Source organism: Lacticaseibacillus huelsenbergensis, from assembly GCF_029726355.1.
Classification (GTDB): domain Bacteria; phylum Bacillota; class Bacilli; order Lactobacillales; family Lactobacillaceae; genus Lacticaseibacillus; species Lacticaseibacillus casei.
On the sequence record NZ_CP120687.1, the window covers coordinates 1,643,610 to 1,669,130 of the forward strand.

At 45.6% G+C, this 25,521-nt stretch carries 23 protein-coding genes; 17 read left to right on the forward strand and 6 right to left on the reverse strand.

Going from position 1 to position 25,521, the window contains the following annotated elements; genetic code table 11:
* Positions 1 to 168 precede the first annotated feature (168 nt).
* The 3 genes from LHUE1_RS07440 to LHUE1_RS07450 are packed head-to-tail and all read right to left on the reverse strand — an operon-like array spanning position 169 to position 2,394.
* Positions 169 to 1,554 carry a PTS galactitol transporter subunit IIC gene (locus tag LHUE1_RS07440; RefSeq protein WP_049170710.1) on the reverse strand — a complete coding sequence of 462 codons (1,386 nt, stop codon included), beginning with the start codon at positions 1,552 to 1,554 and terminating at the stop codon, positions 169 to 171.
* Positions 1,555 to 1,578: 24 nt separating this feature from the next.
* Positions 1,579 to 1,908, reverse strand: a complete 330-nt coding sequence (locus LHUE1_RS07445; protein WP_049170713.1) for a PTS sugar transporter subunit IIB — start codon at positions 1,906 to 1,908, stop codon at positions 1,579 to 1,581.
* A gap of 12 nt (positions 1,909 to 1,920) precedes the next feature.
* Complete coding sequence (locus LHUE1_RS07450; protein WP_049170715.1) at positions 1,921 to 2,394, reverse strand: PTS sugar transporter subunit IIA; 474 nt, start codon at positions 2,392 to 2,394, stop codon at positions 1,921 to 1,923.
* A 268-nt stretch (positions 2,395 to 2,662) separates the two neighbouring features.
* On the opposite strand from LHUE1_RS07450, the gene LHUE1_RS07455 reads away from it, so the two are divergent.
* The 13 genes from LHUE1_RS07455 (at position 2,663) to LHUE1_RS07515 (ending at position 18,894) form a co-directional block, all read left to right on the forward strand.
* Positions 2,663 to 3,442 (forward strand): DeoR/GlpR family DNA-binding transcription regulator, encoded by a 780-nt coding sequence (locus tag LHUE1_RS07455; protein WP_049170717.1) that lies wholly within the window; start codon positions 2,663 to 2,665, stop codon positions 3,440 to 3,442.
* Complete coding sequence (locus LHUE1_RS07460) at positions 3,420 to 4,409, forward strand: 1-phosphofructokinase (RefSeq protein ID WP_049170719.1); 990 nt, start codon at positions 3,420 to 3,422, stop codon at positions 4,407 to 4,409. The genes LHUE1_RS07455 and LHUE1_RS07460 overlap by 23 nt, the downstream gene beginning before the upstream one ends.
* Before the next feature lie 618 nt (positions 4,410 to 5,027).
* The gene (gene ebgA, locus LHUE1_RS07465; protein ID WP_049170723.1) at positions 5,028 to 8,009 is read left to right on the forward strand and encodes a beta-galactosidase subunit alpha; all 2,982 of its coding nucleotides are present in this window, start codon (positions 5,028 to 5,030) and stop codon (positions 8,007 to 8,009) included.
* Between the two features lie 33 nt (positions 8,010 to 8,042).
* Positions 8,043 to 9,524, forward strand: coding sequence for an amino acid permease (locus tag LHUE1_RS07470; protein WP_049170725.1), 1,482 nt, complete (start codon positions 8,043 to 8,045; stop codon positions 9,522 to 9,524).
* A gap of 99 nt (positions 9,525 to 9,623) precedes the next feature.
* On the forward strand, positions 9,624 to 11,078 hold the full coding sequence (locus tag LHUE1_RS07475; protein ID WP_049170728.1) for an amino acid permease: 1,455 nt from the start codon (positions 9,624 to 9,626) through the stop codon (positions 11,076 to 11,078).
* Positions 11,079 to 11,191: 113 nt separating this feature from the next.
* Positions 11,192 to 13,507, forward strand: a complete 2,316-nt coding sequence (locus LHUE1_RS07480) for an MGH1-like glycoside hydrolase domain-containing protein (protein ID WP_049170731.1) — start codon at positions 11,192 to 11,194, stop codon at positions 13,505 to 13,507.
* A gap of 143 nt (positions 13,508 to 13,650) precedes the next feature.
* Positions 13,651 to 14,505 (forward strand): AraC family transcriptional regulator, encoded by an 855-nt coding sequence (locus tag LHUE1_RS07485; RefSeq protein WP_049170734.1) that lies wholly within the window; start codon positions 13,651 to 13,653, stop codon positions 14,503 to 14,505.
* 420 nt (positions 14,506 to 14,925) lie between these two features.
* Entirely contained in the window at positions 14,926 to 15,474 is a 549-nt protein-coding gene (locus tag LHUE1_RS07490) for a sigma-70 RNA polymerase sigma factor region 4 domain-containing protein (RefSeq protein ID WP_049170736.1), read from the forward strand.
* On the forward strand, positions 15,467 to 15,619 hold the full coding sequence (locus tag LHUE1_RS07495; protein WP_010492908.1) for a YvrJ family protein: 153 nt from the start codon (positions 15,467 to 15,469) through the stop codon (positions 15,617 to 15,619). Before LHUE1_RS07490 ends, LHUE1_RS07495 begins: the two co-directional genes overlap by 8 nt.
* 10 nt (positions 15,620 to 15,629) lie before the next feature.
* Positions 15,630 to 16,394, forward strand: coding sequence for a GH25 family lysozyme (locus LHUE1_RS07500; protein WP_049170739.1), 765 nt, complete (start codon positions 15,630 to 15,632; stop codon positions 16,392 to 16,394).
* 233 nt (positions 16,395 to 16,627) lie between these two features.
* Positions 16,628 to 17,134 carry a TetR/AcrR family transcriptional regulator gene (locus LHUE1_RS07505; RefSeq protein WP_049170741.1) on the forward strand — a complete coding sequence of 169 codons (507 nt, stop codon included), beginning with the start codon at positions 16,628 to 16,630 and terminating at the stop codon, positions 17,132 to 17,134.
* A gap of 4 nt (positions 17,135 to 17,138) precedes the next feature.
* Complete coding sequence (locus LHUE1_RS07510) at positions 17,139 to 18,200, forward strand: ABC transporter permease (RefSeq protein WP_049170744.1); 1,062 nt, start codon at positions 17,139 to 17,141, stop codon at positions 18,198 to 18,200.
* A gap of 4 nt (positions 18,201 to 18,204) precedes the next feature.
* Positions 18,205 to 18,894 (forward strand): ABC transporter ATP-binding protein, encoded by a 690-nt coding sequence (locus LHUE1_RS07515; RefSeq protein ID WP_010492914.1) that lies wholly within the window; start codon positions 18,205 to 18,207, stop codon positions 18,892 to 18,894.
* A gap of 124 nt (positions 18,895 to 19,018) precedes the next feature.
* Here LHUE1_RS07515 and LHUE1_RS07520 read toward each other — a convergent pair whose 3' ends face one another.
* The 3 genes from LHUE1_RS07520 to LHUE1_RS07530 form a co-directional block, all read right to left on the reverse strand.
* A complete protein-coding gene (locus LHUE1_RS07520; protein ID WP_217774609.1) occupies positions 19,019 to 20,389 on the reverse strand; it encodes an FAD-dependent oxidoreductase in 1,371 nt (456 codons plus the stop codon).
* Positions 20,390 to 20,609: 220 nt separating this feature from the next.
* Positions 20,610 to 21,428: a Cof-type HAD-IIB family hydrolase gene (locus LHUE1_RS07525; RefSeq protein WP_049170749.1), complete on the reverse strand. Its 819-nt coding sequence runs from the start codon at positions 21,426 to 21,428 to the stop codon at positions 20,610 to 20,612.
* Between the two features lie 122 nt (positions 21,429 to 21,550).
* Positions 21,551 to 21,820 carry a type II toxin-antitoxin system RelE/ParE family toxin gene (locus LHUE1_RS07530; protein ID WP_049170752.1) on the reverse strand — a complete coding sequence of 90 codons (270 nt, stop codon included), beginning with the start codon at positions 21,818 to 21,820 and terminating at the stop codon, positions 21,551 to 21,553.
* Between the two features lie 243 nt (positions 21,821 to 22,063).
* Between LHUE1_RS07530 and LHUE1_RS07535 the strand changes: the two genes are divergently transcribed.
* The 4 genes from LHUE1_RS07535 (at position 22,064) to LHUE1_RS07550 (ending at position 25,506) form a co-directional block, all read left to right on the forward strand.
* Positions 22,064 to 23,071 (forward strand): LacI family DNA-binding transcriptional regulator, encoded by a 1,008-nt coding sequence (locus LHUE1_RS07535; RefSeq protein WP_049170756.1) that lies wholly within the window; start codon positions 22,064 to 22,066, stop codon positions 23,069 to 23,071.
* Positions 23,072 to 23,122: 51 nt separating this feature from the next.
* On the forward strand, positions 23,123 to 23,614 hold the full coding sequence (locus LHUE1_RS07540) for a PTS system mannose/fructose/N-acetylgalactosamine-transporter subunit IIB (RefSeq protein WP_049170759.1): 492 nt from the start codon (positions 23,123 to 23,125) through the stop codon (positions 23,612 to 23,614).
* A 271-nt stretch (positions 23,615 to 23,885) separates the two neighbouring features.
* A complete protein-coding gene (locus LHUE1_RS07545) occupies positions 23,886 to 24,692 on the forward strand; it encodes a PTS mannose/fructose/sorbose/N-acetylgalactosamine transporter subunit IIC (protein ID WP_049170762.1) in 807 nt (268 codons plus the stop codon).
* On the forward strand, positions 24,685 to 25,506 hold the full coding sequence (locus tag LHUE1_RS07550; RefSeq protein ID WP_049170764.1) for a PTS system mannose/fructose/sorbose family transporter subunit IID: 822 nt from the start codon (positions 24,685 to 24,687) through the stop codon (positions 25,504 to 25,506). The genes LHUE1_RS07545 and LHUE1_RS07550 overlap by 8 nt, the downstream gene beginning before the upstream one ends.
* Positions 25,507 to 25,521 lie beyond the last annotated feature (15 nt).

A 25,521-nucleotide genomic window follows, 5' to 3' on the forward strand; every position in this document is an offset into this window, starting at 1 on the left:
TGTGTATCCTTTATTCTTGATTAAGAGCCCGAGGATGATGACGAAAACATTTAACCAGTAGATCTTTGTTGTAATAGCTATAACAAAGATTCCAAATGCAACAAAGCTTGCAAACGTCCAAAACATTTTCATGACTTTTCTTTTTTTCTCAAGCATGTTATCAGACCTTTATTCTTTTGCGGTGATGGGGGCAGCGGCTTTACTTGCACTATCAGTATATTTTTTTGCTGGATTAGGATTCTTTTTAAACGAACGGTAGACGATCCAGAAGAGGGCCATCAACAATGCTAGTCCCAATAGCGCTAACCAATTGCCTTTGAATCCCTGTGCCATTAAGAACCGAAGATCAGGTGCTTCAATCGAGCTCCATGAGACTGTTGAACCCTTTGGAACGTTAATTGCTTGAGTCGATTTTGCCAATGCGGTGAACTCATTAGCAAAGAACGTACCTCCGTAGAGGAATAATGGCTCATAAATAATCCCAAGGACAACCATACGCAGTAGGTTTCCTCCAGTTAACAACAAGCCACCAACGCCTAAACAATAATTGATGACGCCCGCAAATGGTAGGATTGTATTGCCTGGTAAAACGGCAGCATATAGAATACTGATGGGGATTAGGATAACCATTGTGACCCAGAGCTCCGTACTTTGACCTAAAATAGGCCAGTCAAGTCCGATAACGAATTCACGATTTTTAAATCGTTTTTTCATAAAGTTACTCATAGTCGTGCCAAATGGGGTTAATGAATCCATGAAGAATTTGGCCATGACTGGGAAGATTGCCATGATTGCTCCAGTTGTAACTGCAAGATTCAAAGCTTTACCTATCGAGTAACGTCCTGCTAATGCAAGGATTAAACCGATAATGAAACCCATAACAACTGGTTCCGAAATAATCCCAATCTTTTTCTTCAGAGCCTTCGCGTCCCAGCGACGATTAAAGACAGGAATGTAATCCATTAACTTGTTGACTGGCGCCATGAGAACTGCCGTGAAAGCTTCAATGTGGGTTGTAGTAACACCTGGGTATCCAAGCATGTCATGGATTTCTTCGGACCACATGTCACCAAGCTTCAGCATGACAACAACTTGAATGGCACCAGCAATAAACGCCCAAACATAACTTGAAGTAGTTGAGTACACCATATAGCCAGTTAGTGCAACACCCCAGATATTCCACATATCTGCATTGATAACATTTGTTGTTTTTGTCAGTAACATGACTAAGTTGACACCAATCTCGACCGCGAAAAAGATGAATGCTAACGGCCAAGCCCAGGTGATCGCTGCTGCACCTGTCCAACCAAAGTCAACAGTTGGCAGGTTAATGCCAGTATTTGTAGCTAAAGCTTTAGCAGCAGGGCTAACTGCAGCAACCAGTGCGTTAATTGCCATTGTCATGCCAACAAAGCCAACACCGAGATATAATCCGGAAAGTATGGCTTTTGAGGCTTTCATGCCAAATGCAAATCCTAAGACCATGATCAGAGCCGAAACGACAACTTGAGGACCAGGAGATAGGATTGCTTGAACAATATTATTCCAATTCATAACTTTTCCTCCAAATTTCGAAAACTAATTATGCTGAGTTGATCCTAGGACTGCTTGCTTTATTTTTTCATTGGCTTCATCCTCACCCATACCTGTCAACCACGGGACTCCAACTACTTCTGTCACATGATTTGCTTCGATTGTTTCTCGAAGATCATCATCGGCAGGCGCAATGCCAACATAAGCAATGATATCCGGATTGGAGTCGATTCTGGATTTCGCGGTTTCTACCGGATGGGGCTCAGCATGTGCTAACCCATCTAAACCTTGCTCTTCCAAGAAATCGTTAATTTTGTTTGCTACTTGTGGACTAGTCGCTACGCCAGAGCCACAACATACGAGAATGGTTTTCATAATTATTTCCTCCTAGTTGACACTTATTTTTGTGAATTGTTCTGACAGTAAATGATACATCTTGGTTTCATCAGTGGTTTTCAAGAATTCCTTGACGAATTCTTGGTCTTTAAAAGCAGACATTATTTGGGCAAGTAAACCAACCTGCTTAGAAGGTTCCTTAATTCCCAAAAACAGAAAATTACTTGTGGACATGGGTTTCATATCGCCCATCTGTTTCCAGCCAATTGGGGTATTGGTTTTTACAACATAGATAAATGGCTTCAAAACAAATTCAGGATCTACGTGGGGTAATGCAATTTTTAAACTTGGAAACATAAGGCCTGTTGGAAATTTAGCCTCACGGTCTATTAACCCCTTCCCGTAGTCCTTGCGTGCATATCCTTTATCATGTGCGACTGAAGCAACCGAGTCGAACAATTCGCGTGAGGAAGTTGATGGGTTGTTAAGATCAATCAGTTCCTTTGAAAACATTGATTCGTACAATTTGTATGCTCCTTTCAAAATGTTTGATCTTGTAAAAAATGATCAACTTTGTTTCACTTCGTATAGTAAGCGGTTTCTGTTTCGTTGTCAACAAATTTAAACTAATTTTTTAAGAACAGAAATTTGGCCTTATAACATAAACAAGACGCAGATCTTCAAATTCTTAAGGTAATCTTGGCATTACACCAGTCGAACATACTTGAACATTTCCGGAATACAAGTTATGATGTGAACATCGATTAACTTGGACAGGAGATGCATTAACATCATGATGAAGGCGCAACGCCAAAGTGCCATATTGGCATTACTGAATTCCGCTGAAGGTAAATCACTAACGACCACCGAGATAGCCAAGAGCATGAACGTGGCTTCGATGACGATTCGAAGAGACTTAAATGAAATGGCTCAAGAAAAGCTTATTAATCGGGTTTATGGAGGAGCTTCGTTAATTAATGAAAAATCAACTAAGGAAAAGACGCAGGTTCAGCGTGAGTCCAAGATTGAAATTGGAAGAGTAATAGGTTCGTTGATTCATCCCAAAGCAACAATTTTTCTGGGAGCGGGCACGACAATTTATGCCGCCGCTGACTTTCTACCAAAAAAGGATGATGTTAAGTATATTACGAACTCAGACTTAATTTTTCGGTACTTGGTTAATAAAGATATCAATGTGTTTCTTACCGGTGGCTTCTATCACAAAATAACAAATGAATTTGTGGGAAGCATTGCTGAACAAACGCTCAGCAACTTTATTTTTGACTTAGCATTTATTAGTACAAATGGGGTCTTTGACGATCAGGTTACTACGGCCAACTTTGATGAAGGAAACATACAAAAAGCGGCCATGAAACGGAGCAAAAAAATGTACGTTGTTGCTGATCACACTAAGTTCGGACGAGGCGATTCCTTTAGCTTTGCCCAATTAGAAGAGTTTACAGGTCTTATCACTGATTCAAGGATTTCACAATCTGATTTAAAACACTACCGAGAAATAACTGGTGTGCTTGTAGGAAAGGCGGATAGCAATGCTATTGACAATAACAACTAATCCATCAATTGATGTTGTTTATCAGACTAATTTCTTTAAGCTTGGTCAGACTAACCGAGAAGTTAGTCATTACCAAGTTATAGGTGGTAAGGGTATTAATGCTGGGAGAGTAGCTTCAATCTTAACTGGGAATAAAGAGAATGTTGCTGCTATGGGCTTCGTCGGCAGAGATAATTCAGCTGGTATTATCCAAGATTTACAGGAATACGGCGTTGTTAATAAGATGATCCAGGTTCCTGGGAAGACTCGCTTTTGCTATACCATCATTGATGGTAAGGGACAGAAGACAGAACTCAACGAAGTTGGACAACAGATTTCGACTGAAGAAGCCAATCAGCTTCTTGAACAAATATCGTCTTTAACGAACCTAAATGGTGTGTCAATTAATGGTTCCCTGGCCCCAAATCTTCCGGAAAATTTTTATTCTCAAGTGATACGTACTGTGAGGGAAAAAAATCCTCGGGCAAAGATTGTTCTGGATACCTCCGGTGCAGCTTTGAAATCAGTCCTTATGGGAAAAGATCTGCCAGACTATATTAAGCCCAATAGTGAAGAACTTAGTGAGTTACTGGCTACTGACGTTGTGGAAGAAAAAAATGCCGTACTTTCCGCACTAATGAACCCTATTTTTAAAAACATTCCAAACGTGCTGGTTTCAATGGGTGCGCATGGAGGTGTGGCAAAAGTAGGCATAGAAACTCCTAGGTATTATAAAATTAAAATTTCATCGCAATTGGCTGTCAATCCTGAAGGCTCTGGAGATGCGATGATTGGCGGAATTTTATCAGCCTTGGCATATGGGAAAAGTAATATTGATGTTATTAGGGCCGCAATGGCAGCTGGGATGGCAAATGCTGTAGAGGCGAAAACAGGTTTCGTTCAAAAGTCTACTTTTAATCGCTTTTTGAGAAGTGATAAGGATATCCATGTTCAAATAATTAAGGCAGTGCCAACACCCATAAAATAGTAAAAAATGAAGCCGATGCTTTTAAGACATTCAGTCTAGGCTCATTGAGATTTAGTTTGTAGTTTGCCTAGCAATGAATGGGTTGAGATTTTTCGAATCTAACCCTTTTTCAATCGTAACGTGTATGTGAGAAATGGATATTACACAAACGTGTATAAATATTTCCGCAATCTGGTTTACTCGATTGTGAGATAGTTGACAGGCGGAACGACTGTATTGCAAATTCGTTTAATTGAAACAAAGTACATTAAAATAGCGGCGATTAATTCCAGCAAGGTTCTGTCGGCCATGGGAATTAATCGCCGCTTTCATTAAATATGTTGTTGATATATTGCGCCCAAAATATGTTCTAATGTTGTGCGAATTAACATTGTCCAAAAAGTATATAAAATGCCACTATTATGCGTTTTCGAAAATAGAACAACACAATTGGACTCAACTTTTTTGTGAATTCATAGTCTGGAAAAACAACATAATGACATTTTTTAGCAACAAACATAGCTCTTTACCAGATGATTTGCTCGTATTATGAAAGCGCAAACAAAACCAGCATGCTTAAAAAATACGCGTATGACACCGGTTCTATTGCTAGGCAGTACATTGATGAGGAGGAGCACGATGACAACAGCAAAACTATGGGAACAACCTGAATTAACCGACATTAATCGAATGGTGCCACGAAGCCATTTCGAAACTTTCTTTCCAGGTGAGTACAAACAACCGCGGCATTACCAATTACTAAATGGCACATGGCAGTTTAAATTCTTAGACGCGCCGGAATATGCGCCTGCAGATTTTATGGCGAGTGACTTTAATGATCATGACTGGGATCAGATTCCTGTGCCAAGTAACTGGCAGTTGCAAGGTTACGGGAAAATGCATTATTCCGATCTCTGGTATAACTTTCCGATTGACCCGCCTTTTGTGCCACGGGAAAATCCGACGGGACTGTATCGGCGAACTTTTACGGTAGATGAAATAGCGGCGAGTGAACAATATATCATTGGCTTTAATGGCGTTGATTCGGCTTTTAAGCTGTATCTCAATGGCGAGTTTATTGGATATAGCAAGGGTGCACGGCTGCCAGGCGAGTTTGACGTTACGAAGGCGTTGAAACAAGGGACCAACACGATCGCCGTTGAAGTCGTTCAATGGTCGGATGGTACGTATCTTGAAGATCAGGATATGTGGTGGTTAAGTGGACTATTTCGCGACGTGAGCCTTTATTCGCGCCCACAAAACGGCCTTTATGATGTTCGTATTCGCACCTACCTATCGAATGCATACCGTACTGGCGAACTGGTAGTCACACCGACTTTGACGGGTAGTAGTGTCTCGTCAGAAATTCACTATGAGTTAACTAAAGATGGTGCAACATTGGTAGATCAAACGCTACCCGCTGATGTTTCTTTGGATGCGACTATTGACAACATTCAAGCGTGGTCTGCTGAAGCACCGCATCTATACGATTTAACCATGACGGTTTTGCAGGACGATCAACCGCTAGAGGTAGTACGACAACGGGTTGGTTTTCGGCAGATCGAGTTGGATGGCAAGACCTTTTTAGTCAATGGCCAAGCAATTAAGTTTAAGGGCGTCAACATGCATGATTACAGCGCTACTAAGGGGCGGGTCATGTCTGAAGCTGATCTCAAAAAGAATATTATTTTGATGAAGCGTCACAATATCAACGCGATCCGCACGTCACATTATCCAAAAGCACCGTACTTTTATGACCTGTGTGACGAATTAGGCATGTATGTCATTGATGAGACTGATCTTGAGTGCCACGGATTTGAATTGACCGAGCGCTATGACTGGATTACTGATGATCCGCGCTGGAAGACGGCATACGTGGATCGGATGCGCCGTACGCTACAGCGCGATAAGAATCATCCATCGATCATCATGTGGTCACTGGGCAACGAGTCTGCTTTTGGAGATAACTTCCGGGCAATGGCAGCTTACTGTAAAGCCGAAGATCCAACGCGTCTCGTCCATTACGAAGGTGATTTTGAAGCTGAGGTCAGCGATGTTTATTCGACTATGTACACTTGGCTTGAACATGATACCAAGATGACGATGGCGGATGTTCTTCAGAAAACTCAAAAGCCGCACATCTTATGCGAATATGCCCATTCAATGGGTAACGGGCCTGGTAATCTGAAGGAATATCAAGATCTTTTCTACGGTCATAAGCAGTTGCAAGGTGGTTTTATCTGGGAATGGTTTGATCAAGGCGTTGCGACTAAGGAAGGTGATCAGACCTATTACCGATATGGTGGTGATTTTGGTGATCAACCTAACAACGGCAACTTCTGTATTGACGGCTTGATTCGCCCGGATGGGAACCCATCGACAGCATTGACTGAAGTTAAAAAGACGTTTGAACCTTTCCAGATAGCGGTGCGTGACTTAGCAACGCAGACCATAACGATTACGAACCGGCTTGATTTTCTGAGTTCGGATCAATTCAGCTTTGCTTATGAGCTGGAAGCTGACGGTCAGACGGTCGCAAAAGGCAAACTTGATTTACCGACTATTCAGCCGGGAACTGCTAAAACGGTTAAATTAGGTATTCAATTGCCAAAGTTTAACGCTGAAACCATTTATAACCTGCATTTACTCACTGAACTCAAGGAAGCAACCGCTTGGGCTGATGCCGGCACGGTATTGTCACAATCAGTCATCAATCTGCAAAGGCCAAAATTTCAAGTGGCTCATCAACAGACGACCGCGTTACAGGCAACCGAAGATAACACCACGATCACGGTGACGGGCGGGGATTACGAATACCGGTTCGATAAAATCAAGGGAACTTTCAGTCTGAGTCATGCTGGAAGCGACCTAATTCGCGACGGGATTAAGATGAACTTCTGGCGTGCGCCAATCGACAACGACATGTATTTGCTGGATGACTATTACAACAAATATTTCCTGAATCTTTGGCATGAGAGCACCCGCGAAGTTCATTTGCAGCCCCAAACAAATGGCAATTATGTTGTTAGCTTAACCAAGCAAGTGGGTACGACCAATAGCGGTTGGTATTACATGATCCAGCAACAATATACCATTCATCAAGATGGCAGTTTTGACCTTGATGTCGTAGGCAAGGCGAGTGGCAAACGCGATATGGCTCCGGAGATGCTGCCACGAATCGGGGTCAAAATGACCTTGCCGAAAGCTTATCAACAAGTCTCCTATGATGGCCTGGGTCCTACGGAAAACTATCGCGACTCACACCAAGCAGCATATTATAGTCACTTCACGAGTAGCGTTGACGATTTATTTGTGAACTATGTGAAGCCGCAGGAAAATGGCAATCATATGGATACAGATCGACTTGCACTCACAGATGGCCAACATCATCTGACGTTGACGATGACAAAACCACTGAACTTCAGTGTGTCTAACTATGCTGATGAAACGCTGGAGGCTGCAAAGCATACGATTGATCTTAAACAGTCAGATAGGCTGAACCTGTATTTGGATTTCCGGCAAAACGGTTTAGGGACGAATTCTTGTGGCCAGGATCAACTTAAGCGTTATCGCTGCAAGTTTGATGATTTTGAGCTTGGTTTTAACTTCAAGGCGAATTAGTGAAAACGTCATAAAGAAAGGAAGTGTTTTCCAATGTCAGAAGATAAATCACGGCAGCGGTTAGGTTCGGCTGCTTTAATGTTGATGACTTTCTCGGCGGTGTTTGCTTTTCCGAGCATCGTCAACAACAGCATTCAAATTGGCCTTGCGACAATTCCCGGTTATATTTTTGGCAGCCTTTTCTACTTCTTGCCGTTCATTTTGATGATTGCTGAATTTGCTTCGGCTAACTCTGATAAAGAGTCAGGGGTGCATAGTTGGCTGGAAAGTGTACTGGGTAGTAAGTTCGCTTTCCTGGGAGCATGGTCGTATTTCTTCGTCAATTTGTTTTTCTTTGTTTCATTGTTGCCTAACACCCTGATTTATGGCTCATATGCGTTGCTAGGCCATAACGTTTTTGGCGGGGCTATGGGGACGAAAATTATCTCAATTCTGTCAATTGTTTTGTTCTGGTTAGCCACGTGGGTTTGTATTAAGGGGGTCTCGTGGATTTCGACTGTCACCAATTTTGCCGGAACTGCGCGATTACTGATGGGCGTGATCTTTGTTGTCCTTGCCTTTGTGGTCGTCATGGGGATGGGCGAAAAGCCTGCTCAAGACTTCAGTATGAAGGCAATCACCCCGACGTTTAACTGGACATTCTTCATGACCATGGCGTGGATTTTGCAGGCCGTTGGTGGTGGCGAAAGTATCGGTGTTTATATCAAGGATACGAAAGGCGGCAACAAGACCTTTGTACGCACTATGATTATTTCGACCCTTATTGTGGGCTTAATGTATGTTCTCGGTGCTATCGCGGTTGGTTTCGTTGTTCCAAAGTCAGTTTTGGCCGGCAACTTCTCCAATGGGATCTTTGATATTTTCAAGATTTTAGGCACGCATTTTAACATTCCTGGTAATGTGATGGTCCGGCTCGTTGGATTAATTCTCTTTATTGGGAGTTTGGGATCTCTAGCCCTATGGACAGCAGCGCCGGTTAAAGTCTTCTTCTCCGAAATTCCTGAAGGTGTCTTCGGTAAATGGATGGTCAAAACCAATCAGGAAGGTAATCCAACGAATGCGCTGATCGTGCAAGGCTTTGTTGTAACGCTGCTGATGATCGTGCCAGCGCTTGGCATTGGTAATCTGGATAGCTTCTTGGAAACCCTGATCAACATGACCGCCGCAACTTCCTTACTGCCAGTCTTGTTCCTGTTGATTGCTTATATCATGTTGCGATGGAAGAAAGACGATATGCCGCGCGACTTTCGCTTTGGTAATCGAACAGTCGGGTTGATTGCAGGGATTTTCCTGCTATGCGTTTTCCTGTTCGTCTTCTTTATGTCCACTGTGCCTGACCCGCATCTGATTGCTGAGGAACTGGCAGGTCATTTACCAAAAGGAACTGCTAGCCCGATCGGCACGTTACTATACAACGTACTTGGTGTGGTGATTTTCATGGGTGTCGCTTGGATATACTGGGATCGCTATGAAAAACGCGAACGGCTAGCAAAGGCTGAACCAGTATCCCATTAAGTTGATTTTCAATTTTAAAGAATTGGCATGGTCGCGGCAATTACCGAGGCCATGTTGGTGCATTGAGCTGCTTTTGAGGAAGATAAAAGGGGTCGAACATTGGCACAGATGATCGCATCGACACAGGTTAAACGCGTGTTAAAGACACGCCATCTTTCTATGATTGCGTTAGGCGGCAGCATTGGCACCGGTCTGTTTGTTGCTAGCGGGTGTGCAATCGCTACTGCTGGGCCGGGCGGAGCAATCGTTGCGTATATTGCGATTGGCTTGATGGTCTTTTTCTTGATGACCAGTCTTGGTGAGATGGCCACTTATTCGCCGGTTTCGGGATCGTTTTCCGAATATGCCAGTCGGTTTGTTGATCCGGCTTTGGGGTTTGCGCTGGGATGGAATTATTGGCTGAATTGGGCGATTACCTTAGCAGTGGATGTTTCAACAACCGCGATTGTGATGCACTTTTGGTTACCCAATTTACCGGGATGGGGCATCTCGGTTGGCTTCCTTGCGCTGATTTTTGTCATCAATTTTGTTTCTGCAAAGTCGTTTGCGGAGACCGAGTACTGGCTATCTTTGGTCAAAGTTGTAACCGTGATTGTTTTCTTGGGTGTTGGTGTTTTGACTATTGTTGGTATTATGGGCAGTGATGGTGCGGTTGGTTTGGGGAATTATACAACCGGCGCAGCACCCTTTGTCGGAGGCTTGCCCGCAACGCTCTCGGTATTTGTGGTAGCAGGCTTTTCCTTTCAAGGTACGGAACTGATTGGTATTACAGCGGGAGAAAGTGAGACTCCGGAAACCAGCATTCCCAAGGCAATCAAACAGGTTTTCTGGCGTATCCTATTGTTCTACATTTTATCAATTGCCATCATCGCAGCGATCATCCCATATACCAGTCCCAACTTGCTTGGCTCTTCGGTTAATGACGTGGCTATTTCTCCATTCACGCTGGTTTTTAACCGAATCGGGATGGCCGGAGCAGCTAGTATCATGAACGCTGTGATTCTAACGTCGGTGTTGTCTTCGGCCAACTCGGGGATGTATGCTTCGACTCGCATGCTATGGGCGATGGCAGGCTCAGGGTTTGCACCGCGCATTTTTAAAAAGACGAATCGTCGTGGCGTACCAATTGCTGCGTTGCTTTTGACCACACTGGTTGGCGGCATGACTTTTTTGACCAGCATCATGGGCCCAGAGGTCTATCAATTATTAGTGGCAGCATCAGGATTGACTGGATTTCTGGCGTGGCTGGGGATTGCGATCTCGCATCTTCGTTTCCGTAGGGCATTCATCAAGCAAGGTCATTCATTGAATGAGTTGGCCTATCACGCTAAATGGTTCCCGGTCGGTCCAGTGCTTGCGATGGTGATGAGCTTGATTGTGATCATTGGTCAGGATATTGGGTCGCTAACTAGTTTTGCTTGGCGGCGGCTCTTGATTTCCTATATGTCGATACCGCTATTTATCGGTTTGTTTGTTTATTACAAAGTTAAAAATAAGACCAAACTGATTCCACTTGACCAGATTGATTTAACACGCCGCCGGGAACGGCGCTAGTATTTTGAAGCTATTTTGGAATAGGTCACTTAAATAAACGCAATTTCAAAAAGTTCCGAGTTTTACGAGGGTAAGGTTAAAGAGGTTTATCAGAATAACCACTGGAGGAAAAAATGAAGAAGCTGATTAAGTACGTGGTTGTTGGCTGTGCGAGTCTCATTTTATGTTTCTGCGGCATCATGTTAACTCGTGGGACAGTCGTACATGCAGATACCATCAACGATTATCCGAATCTGTTAAATGTTGGAGGGAACCCAACTAAACATATTTATTCCGCAAATAAAGACGTTTCGACTAACAAGTATTCACATTTTTCAGACTTAGGAGCTTGGCATGGCTATTATCAGCCAATCAAGCGGGTTGCGTCGACCTTGGGCGGTTTTCCTGGCCCAATGATTATCGCTGAAGAATATCCGGTAAATCTGTCGCACCAGCTTTCGCAGCTCAACTTGGTTAACCGCAAGACTGGTAAAAAATACAGTTTTAAAAATGCCAAGGCAACATTCACATCGTATCCCGGACGGTTAAATCAGATTTACACGTTTAAGGATCTTGAAGTGACTTTAAATTTGATTTTTACTTCAAATCGGACGGCGCTTATCCAAACAACGTTAAAGAATAGAACCGAGCAATCGTTAGATCTCAAATGTGCTTGGACAGGGGACATCATCAATAAATTACGTGCTGGGGAAAAGGATATCTCCTTAAAACAGCATTTGGTAGCGACGAATGACGGCGTACAAGTTGCTTTCCAGAAAGTTCGTAATGACAATTATTACATGACGACCGATCAAAACAAGGTGACTGTGGCATACAGTCGACCAGTCACAACGACAATTACTGGCAACCAGTACAAAAGTAGTATGAAAGACTCGATCAGTTTAGCTGCAAAAGGGACAACTGATTTATATACGGTAGAGTCCTATGTCTTTAATGCAGCAGAACAAGCAAAAGAAACAGCGAACTATCAAGATTACTTCACCAATGCAAAACAGTATTTTGAAAAAAATGCAGCCCGTTGGAACAATTACCTCAACAAAGCTGTTTCTTCTGACCAAAAGAATGTGAAGAAGAAAGAGAAACGCGATCGGGTCGCCATTAAAAGCGTCGAGACGTTGATCAATAACTGGATGAGTCCTGCAGGAGCCTTAAAGCATGACGGAATTGTTCCATCGATGTCCGATCAGTGGTTTGTGGGATTATGGGCTTGGGACTCTTGGAAAGAAGCTTCTGCCGTGGCCGAAATTGATCCAACCTTGGCGGAAAATACGATTCGCGCTTTGTTTGATTATCAGATTCAAACCAGTGATAAAGTGCGTCCTCAAGATAGCGGGATGATTCCTGACGCCATTTTCTACAACAAGAACAAAGAGCGTGGCGGTGACGGCATTAATTGGAACGAACGCAATTCTAAGCCGCCATTAGCTGCATGGGCAGTGTGGCAGGTATATCAACAGAACCATGACAAGCAATTTCTTGCGGAGATGTATCCGAAGCTCGTTGCTTATCATAATTGGTGGTACACAAATCGTGATTTCAACAAGAATGGGTTGGCTGAATACGGCGCAACAGTTGATCCATTACATTTTAAGAAAGTTAAAGGCAAGAAGGAGCCAGATACTAAGGCGATTATCCTGGCTTCGGCGTGGGAATCCGGAATGGACAATGCCGTTCGTTTTGATGCCAAAGGTGTTGGCAAGGCGGACAAAGGCGTCAAAATTCGGGAAGATAAGAATAGCGATGGCAAGGTGGTCGGGTATTCCATTAATCAGGAATCAGTCGATCTTAACGCATACTTATATGCAGAGAAAGGCTACCTAACCTTGATGGCAAAAGTCTTGGAGAAACAAGATGATGTGACCAAATATACGACTGAGGCAGCAAACCTCAAAAAGGTCATCAACCAAGATTTTTATGATCAAAAGACCGGATTCTATTACGATCGCCAAGTGAATGGGAAGCAGTCTATGTTGCTGAGCAATCGCGGCAAGGGAACTGAAGGCTGGATTCCACTTTGGGCTAACTTAGCCACAACAAGTCATGCAAAAGGTGTTGAAAAAGTCATGATGAACAAAAAGATGTTCAATACTTACATGCCTTTGCCAACTACTTCGCGCGATAATAAGAAATTTACCGCGACGAAATATTGGCGTGGACCGGTTTGGCTTGACCAGGCGATGTTTGGTGTTGAAGGGTTGCAAAATTATGGGTACACCAAGGACGCTTTGGCGCTGACGGACAAACTTTTTGATCATGCACAAGGACTAAATGGCACCGGCCCTATTCGTGAGAATTACAATCCTTTAAACGGTAACGGACTCAATTCCATGAATTTTAGCTGGTCTTCAAGCGTCTATTACATGCTCCACCACAACATATACGGCACCGAAGAAACCTCATCCCAAACAGCTTTCAATCGCCGCCCTTAACAACCAATAACCATTGCGATCCGTAAAAGGTTCACAATGGTTATTTTTTCGCCTTAAAAATATAACGAAACGGAGCGCGAAATCTGGTTCTAAGTGTTAAGCTATGGTCATGTAAGCGCTATAGAAAGAAACGGGTTCGAATTATGTTTAAGGAAAACAAGTGGCTGCGAACGGATCAGTTTGTGTGTCCGGAACTGTCGGTTTTTGAAGTGGGGTATGAGGACGTTCATCCGCGGGCGCCTTATCAGTATGAACAGCTGGATTACTACTTGCTGCATTTTATTCTTCAAGGCGAAGGGCTGTTCTTTATTAACAACGAAATTCACCAGTTGTCACGCGGGCAGGGCTTTTTGATCCCGCCTTTTACGGATAACAACTATTATCCCTTGATTGGCAACCCGTGGAGTTATCGGTGGATCGGCGTTCGCGGGACAGGCGCTGAGGCCGTTTTTAGAGCTGCAGGCCTGGGGAAGACCAATTTTGTTTATAGGCATCAAGATGTTCATCAAATGGATCGCTTATTTGGCGAGGCTTACGATTATTTTAGCGGTGATCATTTGTATGGCGCTTTGGGGAAGTTCTATGAAATTGTGAGTGCCTTGGTTGAGGATTATCAGCAGGAGACGCGCTTGGGCGTGCTTCCTACTCAGCAGTATGTATTGCAAGCCGTTGAGATTCTTAAGAATGAGTATGCGGACAACACGTTGAGAATTGATGACGTGGCAGCGCGCGTTAAAGTCGAGCGTACTTATCTTTACCGCATTTTCATGAGCAATCTCGGCGTTTCGCCGAAAAGTTATTTGATGCAGCTGCGGATTAATCAGGCAATCGAGTTGTTGCGCAATACTAACGATGCGATCGGCGATATTGCGATCAAAGTCGGATTTACCAGTTATCCGCAATTCGCAAAGGCGTTTATGAAGGCGCGAAGCATGTCGCCCTCGGCTTTTCGGAAGGCAATTTCGAGCGGCGAGCTGAGTCCGCGGAAGATTGATTGAACAAGGCTCATCATTTTGATCTGGCAAATATTAGTACAGATGAGTTCAAAACAGATCGCCGCGTACTGGCCGATTTTCTGCAGGTCAAGGAATAATGTAACCATGTCAAAATAAGCCAAGTTGGCTGCATATGTTGTGAGAACAGGCGTGTCTGGGGCAATTCCCTGGACGCGCTTTTTCTTGTCCAAAATTTCAACGTAGCTGTTCCCACAAACAATTGAACAAAAATTTTCTGCGCAATACATTCCAGCAAAATGCCGTCGCAACAATCTTTTTCAAATAACCAACTCCAACTATCAGTGCCAAGCCTTATTAAACCAACCTTCACGGCACTTCATTGCGATCAGACAACCCCCTTCATCATCCGTTACACTACGCCTATCGATATCGAAAGACATGAGGCGCCGGATTGGATGAAGGATGGCAGTAGCACAGAAAGGATTTTCGTTGTTTCTTGAGCACCAAGCCGTGGTTTACGGTGCATTAGCGAAGTTGGGTATTCGACCGCATCATAGTGATTTTCAGGATTGGCGGGATGAGGGGATGTTGGTGTATCTCAACTACTTCAGCCGGTATCGCGATCCGTTAACGGATGAGGCAGCGATTACCAAGTTTAACAAGCTGGCGTGGCGGTTTGTTTTCCTCACGTTGATGCAACGGATGCAAAAAGTTCGGCATCGGCGGGAGTTGGAAGAAGCACCGGCCAATGCGGCAGTGTTGCAGACGACCACCGTGGCCACGTCACCCGCTAGCTTGGAGCAGTCAGTGGAATTGAAGCAGCTGTTGCGCCAGCTTGAAGCTATTTTGACACCGGTAGAACGGCGGGTTTTGCAGCTGCGGTTAGCTGGCTTACCTGATACCGGTATTGCGGGGGAGTTGCAGGTGAGCCGGCAACGGGTTTTAAAAGTGCGCAAGCAAATACAGGCGAAATATCGGCAACTCGAATTGGAGGAATTTTTAAATGGATAAGGAATTATTAACGTATGTTTTGGATCAGGCAGTTGGTGTTGTCATTGCCGTGATTTTACTCACGCGAATTGAACGGCGACTCGATACGCTGATCACGAATATGGGCACTTTTATGGTCAAGCTTGAAGGCAAGCACGAGAGATAGGAGGGAAAAGATGGCGATTTTAATGGCAGATGTCAGCAGTTGGCAGCCGGATTCGGAGAGCTGGTTTCGTAAGTTGGCCGATTTTGGCGTCAAGGCGGTGGTGGTGAAGCTGACAGAAGGCACCACTTATCAGAATCCGAAAGCAGTCGCCCAATTAGCGGCCGGGCGCAAGGTGGGGATGCAGGTGCATGCGTATCATTATGCGCATTATCGCAATAGCGCCGAAGCGGTTGCGGAAGGCCGGTTTTTCGGTTTGGCGGCGCGGGCGCTTGGAGTATCGACGCAGAGTGTGATGGCGGCAGATGTGGAAGCACCGGAATTAACCGGTGACCTGACCGGCTTGACGAATGTGTTCATTCAAACGGTCAAGTCGCTGGGGTATCCTCACACAGATCTCTATACGATGGCCAACTGGATGAAAACCGGCCGTTTTGATCGGGTGGCGTTGATTCCCAAGAATTTATGGATCGCGAGTTATGGCGTTGATCAGCCGGGGATCGACAATGTGGGCACGTGGCAGTTCACCAACAATTTTCATGGGCTAGGCGTCGACATGAGTTATGATTTCTTCGGCCACTACACGACCCGACTTTCAGGTGAGCTCAACGGTGGCGTGGTTCGAGCGCCCACCGTCCGGTATCATAGCGTTCAGGCAGGCGAAAGCTGGTGGGCGATTGCGCATCGGTATGGCCTGAACATGGACAACCTAGCCGCCTTGAATGGCAAAACCATCTACAGTGTGATTCATCCCGGCGATCAGTTGCGGTTGAATTAGTTGAAGACGAAAAGAACAATCGTTGATTTGGCGAACATAGCTAAATCAATGATTGTTTTTGTTTGTGCGTAAACTAGCGTGGACAGAATGCCTTAACTACAGGCTTTTGCAGACTGAATCGTGTCGCTGAAAACATTCATGAAAAAATTTTGCCAAAGTGTTGACACGGTGTCACCTTCCGTGTAGACTACAGGATGTTAAGCAGTGACACGGTGTCACCAAGGAGGATAACGATGGTTTTATCAACGTTTGAACATTTAGATGAAAATAAACAACAACGTATTTTAGCTGCGCTGGTAACTGAATTTTCCAAGTATCCATTGGCGCAGGCGCAAGTCGCGCGGATCGTCAAGCAGGCCGACATCGCTCGCGGCGCGTTTTATAAGTACTTCAGCGATTTGAAAGATGCGTATCAATACGCTTTTAAAGAAGTGATTGGGCGCTTACACACGGGGATCGCCGGGCCGGAAATGCGGCGTGATCCATATGCCGCCACGGTTGCTTTTCTGCAGGAAGCTGATGAAAGCCAGGATCGTGATTTTATCCGGCAGCATTTTACCAAAAATAGCGGGATGGTGTCCGTTGGCGAACCGCCGATTGCTGCCAATGCGATCGAGTGGGCCGTCACAACGCTGTGCCACAGTGCGATTTCCCAGGCCCTAGCCAATCCGGAGCAAGCGGACTTAATTTTAAAAAACTTGAAAGCAGCTCTTTTACAGCTGCACGTGAAGGAGTCGTGAGTCAATGTATCTCTCATTAAAAGAAATCTGGCATGAAAAATTACGCTACGGTCTGATCGTCGCGATGATGCTGTTGGTCACCTACCTAGTGTTCATTCTGAGCGCACTGGCCAACGGGTTGTCGCAACAGAACACGCAGGCGATTAACTCGTGGGACACGTCGCGGGTGGTGTTGGCAAAAGATTCGGACATCAATTTGAGCCAATCGTTGTTGACGTCTCAACAAACCAAAGATCTCAACTTAGGCAAGTCGCAAGCTTACGTCGGAACAATCGGCGTAGTCGCGACCAGCAGCAAGCATGACGAAATCCGCTCGACCATGATCGGGCTTGACTGGGATCAGTATATTGGCAAGGACATGAAACTGGTCAGTGGCCATCGAGCTAAGGGCGACCATCAAATTGTGGTGGATACGGAATTCAAAGATAAAGGCTATGCGCTTGGCGACAAGGTTAAGTTGAGCACGAAAGGCAAGCGCTATACCATTGTTGGTTTTACCGAAAATGCCAAAATGAGCGTCGCCCCGGTTGTTTACGGCACCATGAACGCTTGGCGCACCTTGCATAATCTGCCGAATACCTTCACGGCTAGCGGCATTGTTTCCAAGTCGAACAATTTCCAAGTCAACACAAGCGACCTGAAGACTTACTCGGCGAATACTTTTATCCAGAAACTGCCCGGTTATTCGGCCCAAAATAGTACCTTTACCTTTATGATCGGCTTTCTGTTTGTGATTTCACTGATTGTCATCGCCGTGTTCCTCTACATTTTGACGATGCAAAAACTGCCAAACTACGCGGTATTGCGGGCGCAAGGTGTGCCGTCCCGGACGTTGGTCATCACGACCATTGCGCAAGCTCTGATTTTGGTCACATTAGGTCTGGCCTTAGGTGGTGCGCTGACGGCTGTCACGGCGCAGTTCATGCCGATGGGCGTCCCGATGATCTTCTCGCCTCAACTTAACGTCGCCATCGTCATCGGCATTCTGCTCACCGGTTTTCTCGGTTCGATCATTCCCATCCGGACCATTTTAAAAGTCGATCCTGTTACCGCCATTGGAGGTTGATCTTATGTCAGCAATCGAATTAAAACACATTATTAAAAATTTCAAGACCCCGACAAGCAACGTTGAGGTACTCAAGGATGTCAATTTTAGCGCTGATTCTGGCAGCCTATCATTGGTATTAGGTCCGTCCGGTTCAGGTAAAAGTACATTTTTGACCATCGCCGGCGGTATTCAAACGCCGACTGAAGGGGTGGTCACGACTGCCGGGAAGAATCTTGAACAATTGTCCGGCAAGGCGCGCGATGCCCTACGTCTAGATAACATCGGCTTTGTGCTTCAGTCTTACAACTTAGTACCTTATCTGACGGTCGGCGAACAGTTTAAGCTGGTTGATAAGATCAAGCCAAAAGGCAACCTCAGTCATGAGGCCTTGGAAGCATTACTAGACGATTTAGGAATTGCCAACTTGGTAAACCAATATCCGGCATCATTATCAGGGGGCCAGACCCAACGCGTTGCTATTGCTCGGGCACTTTACCCGGACCCAGCGATTGTGCTCGCTGATGAACCGACCGCGGCTTTGGATAGCCCACGGGTCGCGATCGTCGGCCAGCTGTTAGCCGACCTCGCCCACAAACACAACAAAGCTATCGTCGTTGTCACCCACGATGTCCGGCTGGAACAGTTTGCGGATCGAAAGTTCACACTGCTCGATGGCCAATTAAAAGAAGGCGCGCCGAAGTATGCTGCGTAAGTTTGTGGCGGCACATTGATCATACGAAAAAGGGCCAAGCACAATTGAAAAGTGCTTGGTCCTTTTTGCATGGCTGATGAAAGGCATTAGCCCAAATGCCTTTTGTCAAATAAACAATAGTCGATTAAAACCGGGGTTCGCCTAATGCGTGTTGCGCAGCTAGGTTCAGCAGGCTCCACTGCCGGTCGAAACCAGGTTGGAAGAAGAAGTCGGCTTCGGCTAAATCTTCTAGGCTCAGGCCATGTTGAACGGCGAGCGCCAAGACATTGCCTTGCGCAGTGACGTCGTACGTTGATAAAACAGCGCCACCGAGCAGTCGATGAGTTTGCGGGTCAAAGACAAGATTGACGCAAACCGGGGGATTACCATTGCCTTCCGGTACATAGGCCGGGCGAAGGGTATCCGTATAGAACGAGGTGTCAACCTTAACCCCTGAGCGGCCGGCTGTGAACGTGTTCAGACCGGTAGCCGCAAAATGATAATCGAAAACGCTCAATGCGCTGGAGCCAACCACGCCGCCAAATGGACGCGCCGGATGTTCTGCAAAAATGTTAGCCGCAAGATAGCGTGCTTCACGCCGGGCAACCGTTGCCAGTGCAATCGGCACCTTTTGCTGGGCGGCAACCCCGTAAACCAGTGTTGCGTCGCCGATAGCGTATACATCAGGCAGGTTGGTGCGCAGATATGGATCCGTGTTAATGAAGCCACGGTCGTCAAGGTCAACAGTACCTTTCAGCCATTCCGTTGCCGGCTTAACCCCAGCAGCTTGAATGACCAGATCCGTCGCAACATCGCCCGCATCGGTCTTCACGGCGCTGACGGCACCGTCACCGGCAAAGCTTTCGATTTTGACGCCGAGTTTAAGCTCAACGCCTTTATCGGTAAGTTCCTTGGCGATAATGTCGGTCATATCCGGATCGAGATAAGTGCCCAATGGCCGATCAATGATATCCAGTAGTGTGACTTCTTTGCCCGCTTTCCGGCTGGCTTCGGCCGCTTCAATACCGATGTAACCGGCACCGATAATCGTAATATGTTTAACTGCCGGATCTTCCAGCTTTGCTTTAATTTTGGTTGCCCAGTCGTAACCGCGCATCAGGAAAATATTTTTCAAGTCGTTACCAGGAACTGGCAATGAATTCGGCCGCACGCCGGAACTCAGAATCAATTTATCGTAAGGATAGTCCTGTGCCGTGCCATTCTTCGTGTCGCGGACAGTCACGGTTTTGACATCAGCGTTGATCGCCGTGACCTCATGATTGTTAAGGACATGGGCGCCGCGCTTGATCAAATCATCCGGGCGGAAGTTCCGCACGTCATTGACGTCCGTCACCTGGTCTTCCAGGAAAAGTTCCATCCCACATGACATAAAGGAAACAAAATCACCCGCTTCAAACATGGTAATATCAGCATCCGGATACCGATGCAGTAACTCCAAAACGCTTTGGTGACCACCATGTGATGCTCCAACAACAATAATCTTTGGTTTGTCCACAATAAATTCCTCCTCGTATGTAGTAACCGCCTTCAACCTCGCGATTCCACCTCTATATTAGAATAGTTACAATCTGACGTCAATGGCTGACTGCAATTAATTATCGCACAATTTTATTTTAGCTTTGCCTAAACCGAGTGTACCAAAAAAACGCTGCAAAGGGCAGTTATCTGCCTTGCTACAGCGCTTTTGCAGAATAGCTTGGTTAACCAAGTCAAATTTAGATGATTTTGAAGTGCTTCAACGCCTGGACCACGCCATCTTCATCATTGCTGGCGGTGACGTAATCAGCTTGGTCTTTGACAACGTCCCGACCATTGGCGACTGCAACGCTGGTGCCGGCAAAATCAAACATATCCAAATCATTATGTTCGTCGCCAAACGCGATCACGTCATCTGGATGCAAGCCCAGATACTGGGTCAGCTGTGCCAATCCCCAGCCCTTGTTGACACCGCGGGGCATGATTTCCAACATGAACGGCATACTGCGGATGACGGTAAAACGATTGCCAAACTCCGCCTCAGCTTGCGGTTGGATTTTAGCGAGATTTTCCGGTTCACCCAGCAACAAGCCCTTAGCAATCACAAAATCATTCGGCATTTCCTGAGGCTCACGCACCTTAATCCCGGCGTGGTTCTCCCACGCCTGCAAAACCGTGTACTTGCTGATATTACGATCAGCTGTATACACGTCGCCAGCAGGAGTGATAACGTTGCTGTCAATTTCGGCCGCCGAAACATGGGTCGCAAAAGTCGAAAAGTCCTGATAATCCTGATGATTCAGAAACTTCTGGGCAATAATTTTGCCGTTGGTGCTCTGTACCACCCCGCCGCCTTGAACAATGACATACTGATCGTCTCCATGCAGCCCCAAAGCGTCCAACGTGGTTCGAACGCCCGGCAACGGTCGCCCGGTGCACGGAACGATTTTAATCCCCTTAGCCTGCGCCGCCTTCAACCCACGGATGGTGGCAGACGACAACTGCTTGTGCGAGTCGAGTAGTGTGTCATCCAAATCGACTGCGATCAAGCGAAACATGGCAGTCACATCCCTTCTTGAAGTCAGCTTAGCATGGAAAGCGGGCGGCAACAATGTGGAAAAGGGAGGCAACGCCAAAATTGCATGATGTGCATCGACAAGGCTTTCGATAAGTCAGAATTCTAAACCTCCCCATGCCGGCCAACATCTAGCAGGCGGACAACATCAGTCTCAAGCCGATAGATCAACAGCCAGTTACCCTTAATAAACAGTGCACGATCGGTTTTGCGTTTCTTAATAACATGATCGTCATACTTTTCCGGCAGTGGTTGGCCTGAACGCAAGTAGTCCAATACTTGTTGATAGTCCGCTTGTGTAAATCGTCCGGCTTGGAGAAGGTGCTTGAGATGTTTTTTGAAGCGCGATTGTTCGATGATCTGGCGTGTGGGCATTTGTGAGAAGGCTCCTTCGTTTTCTTAAGCGTAACGCTAAAAAGATATGGTGAACATTCTTTAATTCAATGCCTTATTTTTACGCTAGTTTTCAAACTAGTTTTGAATTAGAAACAGAATTTCAAATTTAGTTCTTCGGTGATTAAATTGCCTTTTTTGAAATCGATACCAAAAATTGTTGACATTTATATTGAAAGCGCTATATTAGTTGTGTAAATAAGGAACGAATGGGGGCGGCGACAAATGGCAACGATTTCAGAAGTTGCAAAATTAGCAGGTGTCTCAGTATCAACAGTTTCACGGATTATTAATCATCGGCCTCATGTTTCGCCACGAAAAGCTGCACTTGTCGCAGATGCGATGAAAAAACTAGGATATCAACCACTACAGGCTGCGCGACAAATGCGCGGCTCTGGGTCGCAGACGATTGCGGTGACGGTACCTTATATTACAAACCCGTTTTTTTCTGAATTGGTGGCGGCAATTGAACGAACAGCAGATGAGCGTTCATACAAAACCGTTATCGTGCAAACTTTTGGTCAAAAAAGTCATGAACGGAATGCCTTGGATTTCCTGAAAACAAACCAAGTCGATGCCGTGATCATGTGCGCAATTGAAAATGACTGGGATTTGATTAAGCAGTATCGGCAATATGGCATCATTGCTGTTTGCAATGAGTATGTTGCTGATGATGACACATTGATGGTGCACGCTGACCAAGAAAGTGGCATGTATGCTGGCACCAAATATTTGCTCAATCAAGGTTACCGCAACCTAGCTTTCTGCACAGGGCAAAAAGCTATTCGCTATGAAGCGGAGGCTGAGGATCTCAACAGTGATCGTTATCGCGGTTATTTGCGAGCTTTGCGTGAGTTTGATTTGGAGCCTTCTGTTGAATGGCAATTCACTGATATCAACACGATTGCAGATGGGCAAAATGTTTTGCAGCGATTGATGGCTATGAAGCAGCAGCCTGATGCGGTGATTGCCGGTTCTGATCAAGTAGCAGCCGGTATCATTGCCGAGGCGCAGGTTATGGGCTTAAAGGTTCCGGAAGACCTTGCCGTCATGGGCTTTGATGATCAACCGCTGAGTCAAGTTGTAGCCCGCCCACTAACAACCATTCATCAGCCGGTTCATGAGATTGGCGATCAAATTGCAAATATGGTGGCAAACGAGCTAGAGGGCAAATCGATTTCGGATAAGCGAGTTGTTTTACCGCTTTCTGTTGTGGTTAGACAGTCAGCCTAAAAATTTTAGTCAAAATTGGTATCAATACCAAAAAAGTGGAGGTAGTTTCTTATGACAGTTGTATTAGCCAGAGTAGATCAGCGTTTAGTTCATGGTATCGTTGTCAATCAATGGGCGGCAGAGGTTCAACCAAAACGATATATGGTCATTGACGATGTTGTCAGTCAAGATGAAAACGTCAAGGCCAGCATGCGATTAAGTAAGCCGGCGGGCACAGGCATGTCGATCATCAATACTGAAAAAGCTTTGACCAACTTTAAAGCGGGCAAGTATGATGCGCAGCGTGTATTTGTCATTGCAAAGGAGCCTAGCACGATGCTGAAGTTGCTGGATGCGGGCATTGAGATTCCACGCGTCGACATTGGCATTATCTTTGCGGAAGATGGGCGAACGCAAATCAGCAAATTCGTTTCAGTCAACCAACAAGAAGTGGCTGATTTTAAGGAGTTGGAGAAACGTGGTGTCCCAGTGAACATTCGTTATGTCCCGGCAGATGCCCCGGTGCCATTTGATAGAGCGCTTGAAGGGAAAACCATTCAGTAGTCCTTGATCAAGCGGACAAATAATTTGCGGAGAACCCACAGAATAATGCGTTTTTGAGATCAGAAATTAAAGTAGCTTGGGTCAGGCATCATCGCCCTAGCTAGCCGAGTTGGTTTCTATCTAAACGTGTTTATGTTCATCATAACGCGCTCACCAGCGCAGAAGCCTGCATGTAAGGACCTTGGTCGCAATGGCAAAGACCGCCATCACGCCCTAGGCCACTTACACTCCGGCTTCTACCCGCGCTGGCTCGCGCTCAGGAGGAAATATCATGCCTCATATTTTGCAAGATATCTTAATTATTTTATTGGCATCATATGCTACGTTGGACAACCAAGGCATTACCATTATGAACTATTGGCCGGTCACGGTCGGACTATTCGCTGGACTGATCATGGGCGACCTACCAACAGCAATGACGATTGCCGGCACATTTCAACTCATGAGTCTAGGTGTGGCGGGCTTAGGCGGTGCTTCGGTTCCCGATTACGGACTGGCGACAATTGTCGGGATTTATCTTTCTGCACGAACCGGTGCGGGATTGGGTACCGCCGTGGCGGTCGGCCTACCTGTAGGACTATTAACGATTCAACTGGACGTTGTGATTAAAATCATCAATAACTTTATTGCGCACAAGGCTCAAGCTTATGCACATGCAAAAGAATTTAGCAAAATGCGAATGATCAATTGGCTTGGACCGTTGTTCTTTGCGCTTAAGAACTTTATTCCCATGATTCTTATTGTCACAGTTGGCCCATCTGCCATCAGTGCTTTACTAAAGGTCATTCCTAAGTGGCTTACTAATGGCCTGACGATTGCCGGCAGTATGTTACCGGTCGTAGGTATTGGCATGTTAATGCACTATATGCCGCTGAAGAAATACATTTGGGTACTCATGATTGGGTTTGTTATGTCAGCTTACTTGAAAGTGCCGATTCTTGGTGTTGCCATTATTGGTCTGGCGCTTGGCATTTACACCTATCAGAATCTGATTAACGCTTCTAAGAAAAAAGAGGTTGCTGCTGTAAACGGTGCCGATGCCGCGGAGGACGATGAAGGAGACGACTACGATGAGTGATGTACAACCGAAATTGACGAAGAAAGAACGTCATAGTGCGATCCTTCGTTACATGGCGATGGGCGTTAACAATTTCAACTACGAGACGCAACAAGGGCCATCAGTTGTCTGGGCTTTTTCCAAAGTCTTGCGGAAAATTTACCCTGATGACGATGACTATGTAGCTGCATTGGATAATCATTTTAAATATTTCAATACCACAACTGCAATGGCGGGGATGATTTTAGGCGCGACATTGGCCATGGAAGAACGCGATGGCATTAAGTCAAAGGACGCAGTGCAGGCACTAAAGACTTCTTTAATGGGACCGTTCGCCGGCGTTGGTGATACGATCATCTGGATTCTATTGCCAACAATTATGGGGTCTATTGCCGGTTACATGGCACTTCAAGGGAATCCACTAGGGGCTATTATTTGGATTTTGGTTGATATCCTGTTGTTCTGGGCCCGAATTAAATTGTTTGATATTGGCTATGATTCCGGTGTTAAGTTGGTCACAACAATGGCCAATCAGCTCAGTGCCTTTACCGAAGCAGCTTCGGTTATGGGAATTACTGTTGTCGGGACTTTGATCGCAACGGTTGTAAAGGTCTATACGCCACTTCAATTTCAGTTTGGCAAAGTAAAGCTAGCCATGCAGACCGGGATTCTCGACAAGATCATGCCTGCACTTTTGCCGGCGTTAGTTGCATGGATGGTTTATAAATTGCTTGGATCAAAAAAATGGACGCCAAATCGCGTGATTATTTTGATTCTGGCGATAGCTTTGGTAGGCTCATTCTTCGGCATCTTAGGGGTACAGCCAACCAAGTAGATGAGATACGACAAT

What these genes read in the sequence shown, in the direction of transcription:
- LHUE1_RS07515 (WP_010492914.1), top strand. Translation starts at nt 18,205, where the DNA reads ATGTCAGCAATCGAATTAAAACACATTATTAAAAATTTCAAGACCCCG.
- LHUE1_RS07510 (WP_049170744.1), top strand. Translation starts at nt 17,139, where the DNA reads ATGTATCTCTCATTAAAAGAAATCTGGCATGAAAAATTACGCTACGGT.
- LHUE1_RS07525 (WP_049170749.1), bottom strand. Translation starts at nt 21,428, where the DNA reads ATGTTTCGCTTGATCGCAGTCGATTTGGATGACACACTACTCGACTCG.
- LHUE1_RS07440 (WP_049170710.1), bottom strand. Translation starts at nt 1,554, where the DNA reads ATGAATTGGAATAATATTGTTCAAGCAATCCTATCTCCTGGTCCTCAA.
- LHUE1_RS07470 (WP_049170725.1), top strand. Translation starts at nt 8,043, where the DNA reads ATGTCAGAAGATAAATCACGGCAGCGGTTAGGTTCGGCTGCTTTAATG.
- LHUE1_RS07500 (WP_049170739.1), top strand. Translation starts at nt 15,630, where the DNA reads ATGGCGATTTTAATGGCAGATGTCAGCAGTTGGCAGCCGGATTCGGAG.
- LHUE1_RS07545 (WP_049170762.1), top strand. Translation starts at nt 23,886, where the DNA reads ATGCCTCATATTTTGCAAGATATCTTAATTATTTTATTGGCATCATAT.
- LHUE1_RS07485 (WP_049170734.1), top strand. Translation starts at nt 13,651, where the DNA reads ATGTTTAAGGAAAACAAGTGGCTGCGAACGGATCAGTTTGTGTGTCCG.
- LHUE1_RS07550 (WP_049170764.1), top strand. Translation starts at nt 24,685, where the DNA reads ATGAGTGATGTACAACCGAAATTGACGAAGAAAGAACGTCATAGTGCG.
- LHUE1_RS07460 (WP_049170719.1), top strand. Translation starts at nt 3,420, where the DNA reads ATGCTATTGACAATAACAACTAATCCATCAATTGATGTTGTTTATCAG.
- LHUE1_RS07455 (WP_049170717.1), top strand. Translation starts at nt 2,663, where the DNA reads ATGATGAAGGCGCAACGCCAAAGTGCCATATTGGCATTACTGAATTCC.
- LHUE1_RS07495 (WP_010492908.1), top strand. Translation starts at nt 15,467, where the DNA reads ATGGATAAGGAATTATTAACGTATGTTTTGGATCAGGCAGTTGGTGTT.
- LHUE1_RS07480 (WP_049170731.1), top strand. Translation starts at nt 11,192, where the DNA reads ATGAAGAAGCTGATTAAGTACGTGGTTGTTGGCTGTGCGAGTCTCATT.
- LHUE1_RS07445 (WP_049170713.1), bottom strand. Translation starts at nt 1,908, where the DNA reads ATGAAAACCATTCTCGTATGTTGTGGCTCTGGCGTAGCGACTAGTCCA.
- LHUE1_RS07490 (WP_049170736.1), top strand. Translation starts at nt 14,926, where the DNA reads ATGGCAGTAGCACAGAAAGGATTTTCGTTGTTTCTTGAGCACCAAGCC.
- LHUE1_RS07540 (WP_049170759.1), top strand. Translation starts at nt 23,123, where the DNA reads ATGACAGTTGTATTAGCCAGAGTAGATCAGCGTTTAGTTCATGGTATC.
- LHUE1_RS07530 (WP_049170752.1), bottom strand. Translation starts at nt 21,820, where the DNA reads ATGCCCACACGCCAGATCATCGAACAATCGCGCTTCAAAAAACATCTC.
- ebgA (WP_049170723.1), top strand. Translation starts at nt 5,028, where the DNA reads ATGACAACAGCAAAACTATGGGAACAACCTGAATTAACCGACATTAAT.
- LHUE1_RS07535 (WP_049170756.1), top strand. Translation starts at nt 22,064, where the DNA reads ATGGCAACGATTTCAGAAGTTGCAAAATTAGCAGGTGTCTCAGTATCA.
- LHUE1_RS07505 (WP_049170741.1), top strand. Translation starts at nt 16,628, where the DNA reads ATGGTTTTATCAACGTTTGAACATTTAGATGAAAATAAACAACAACGT.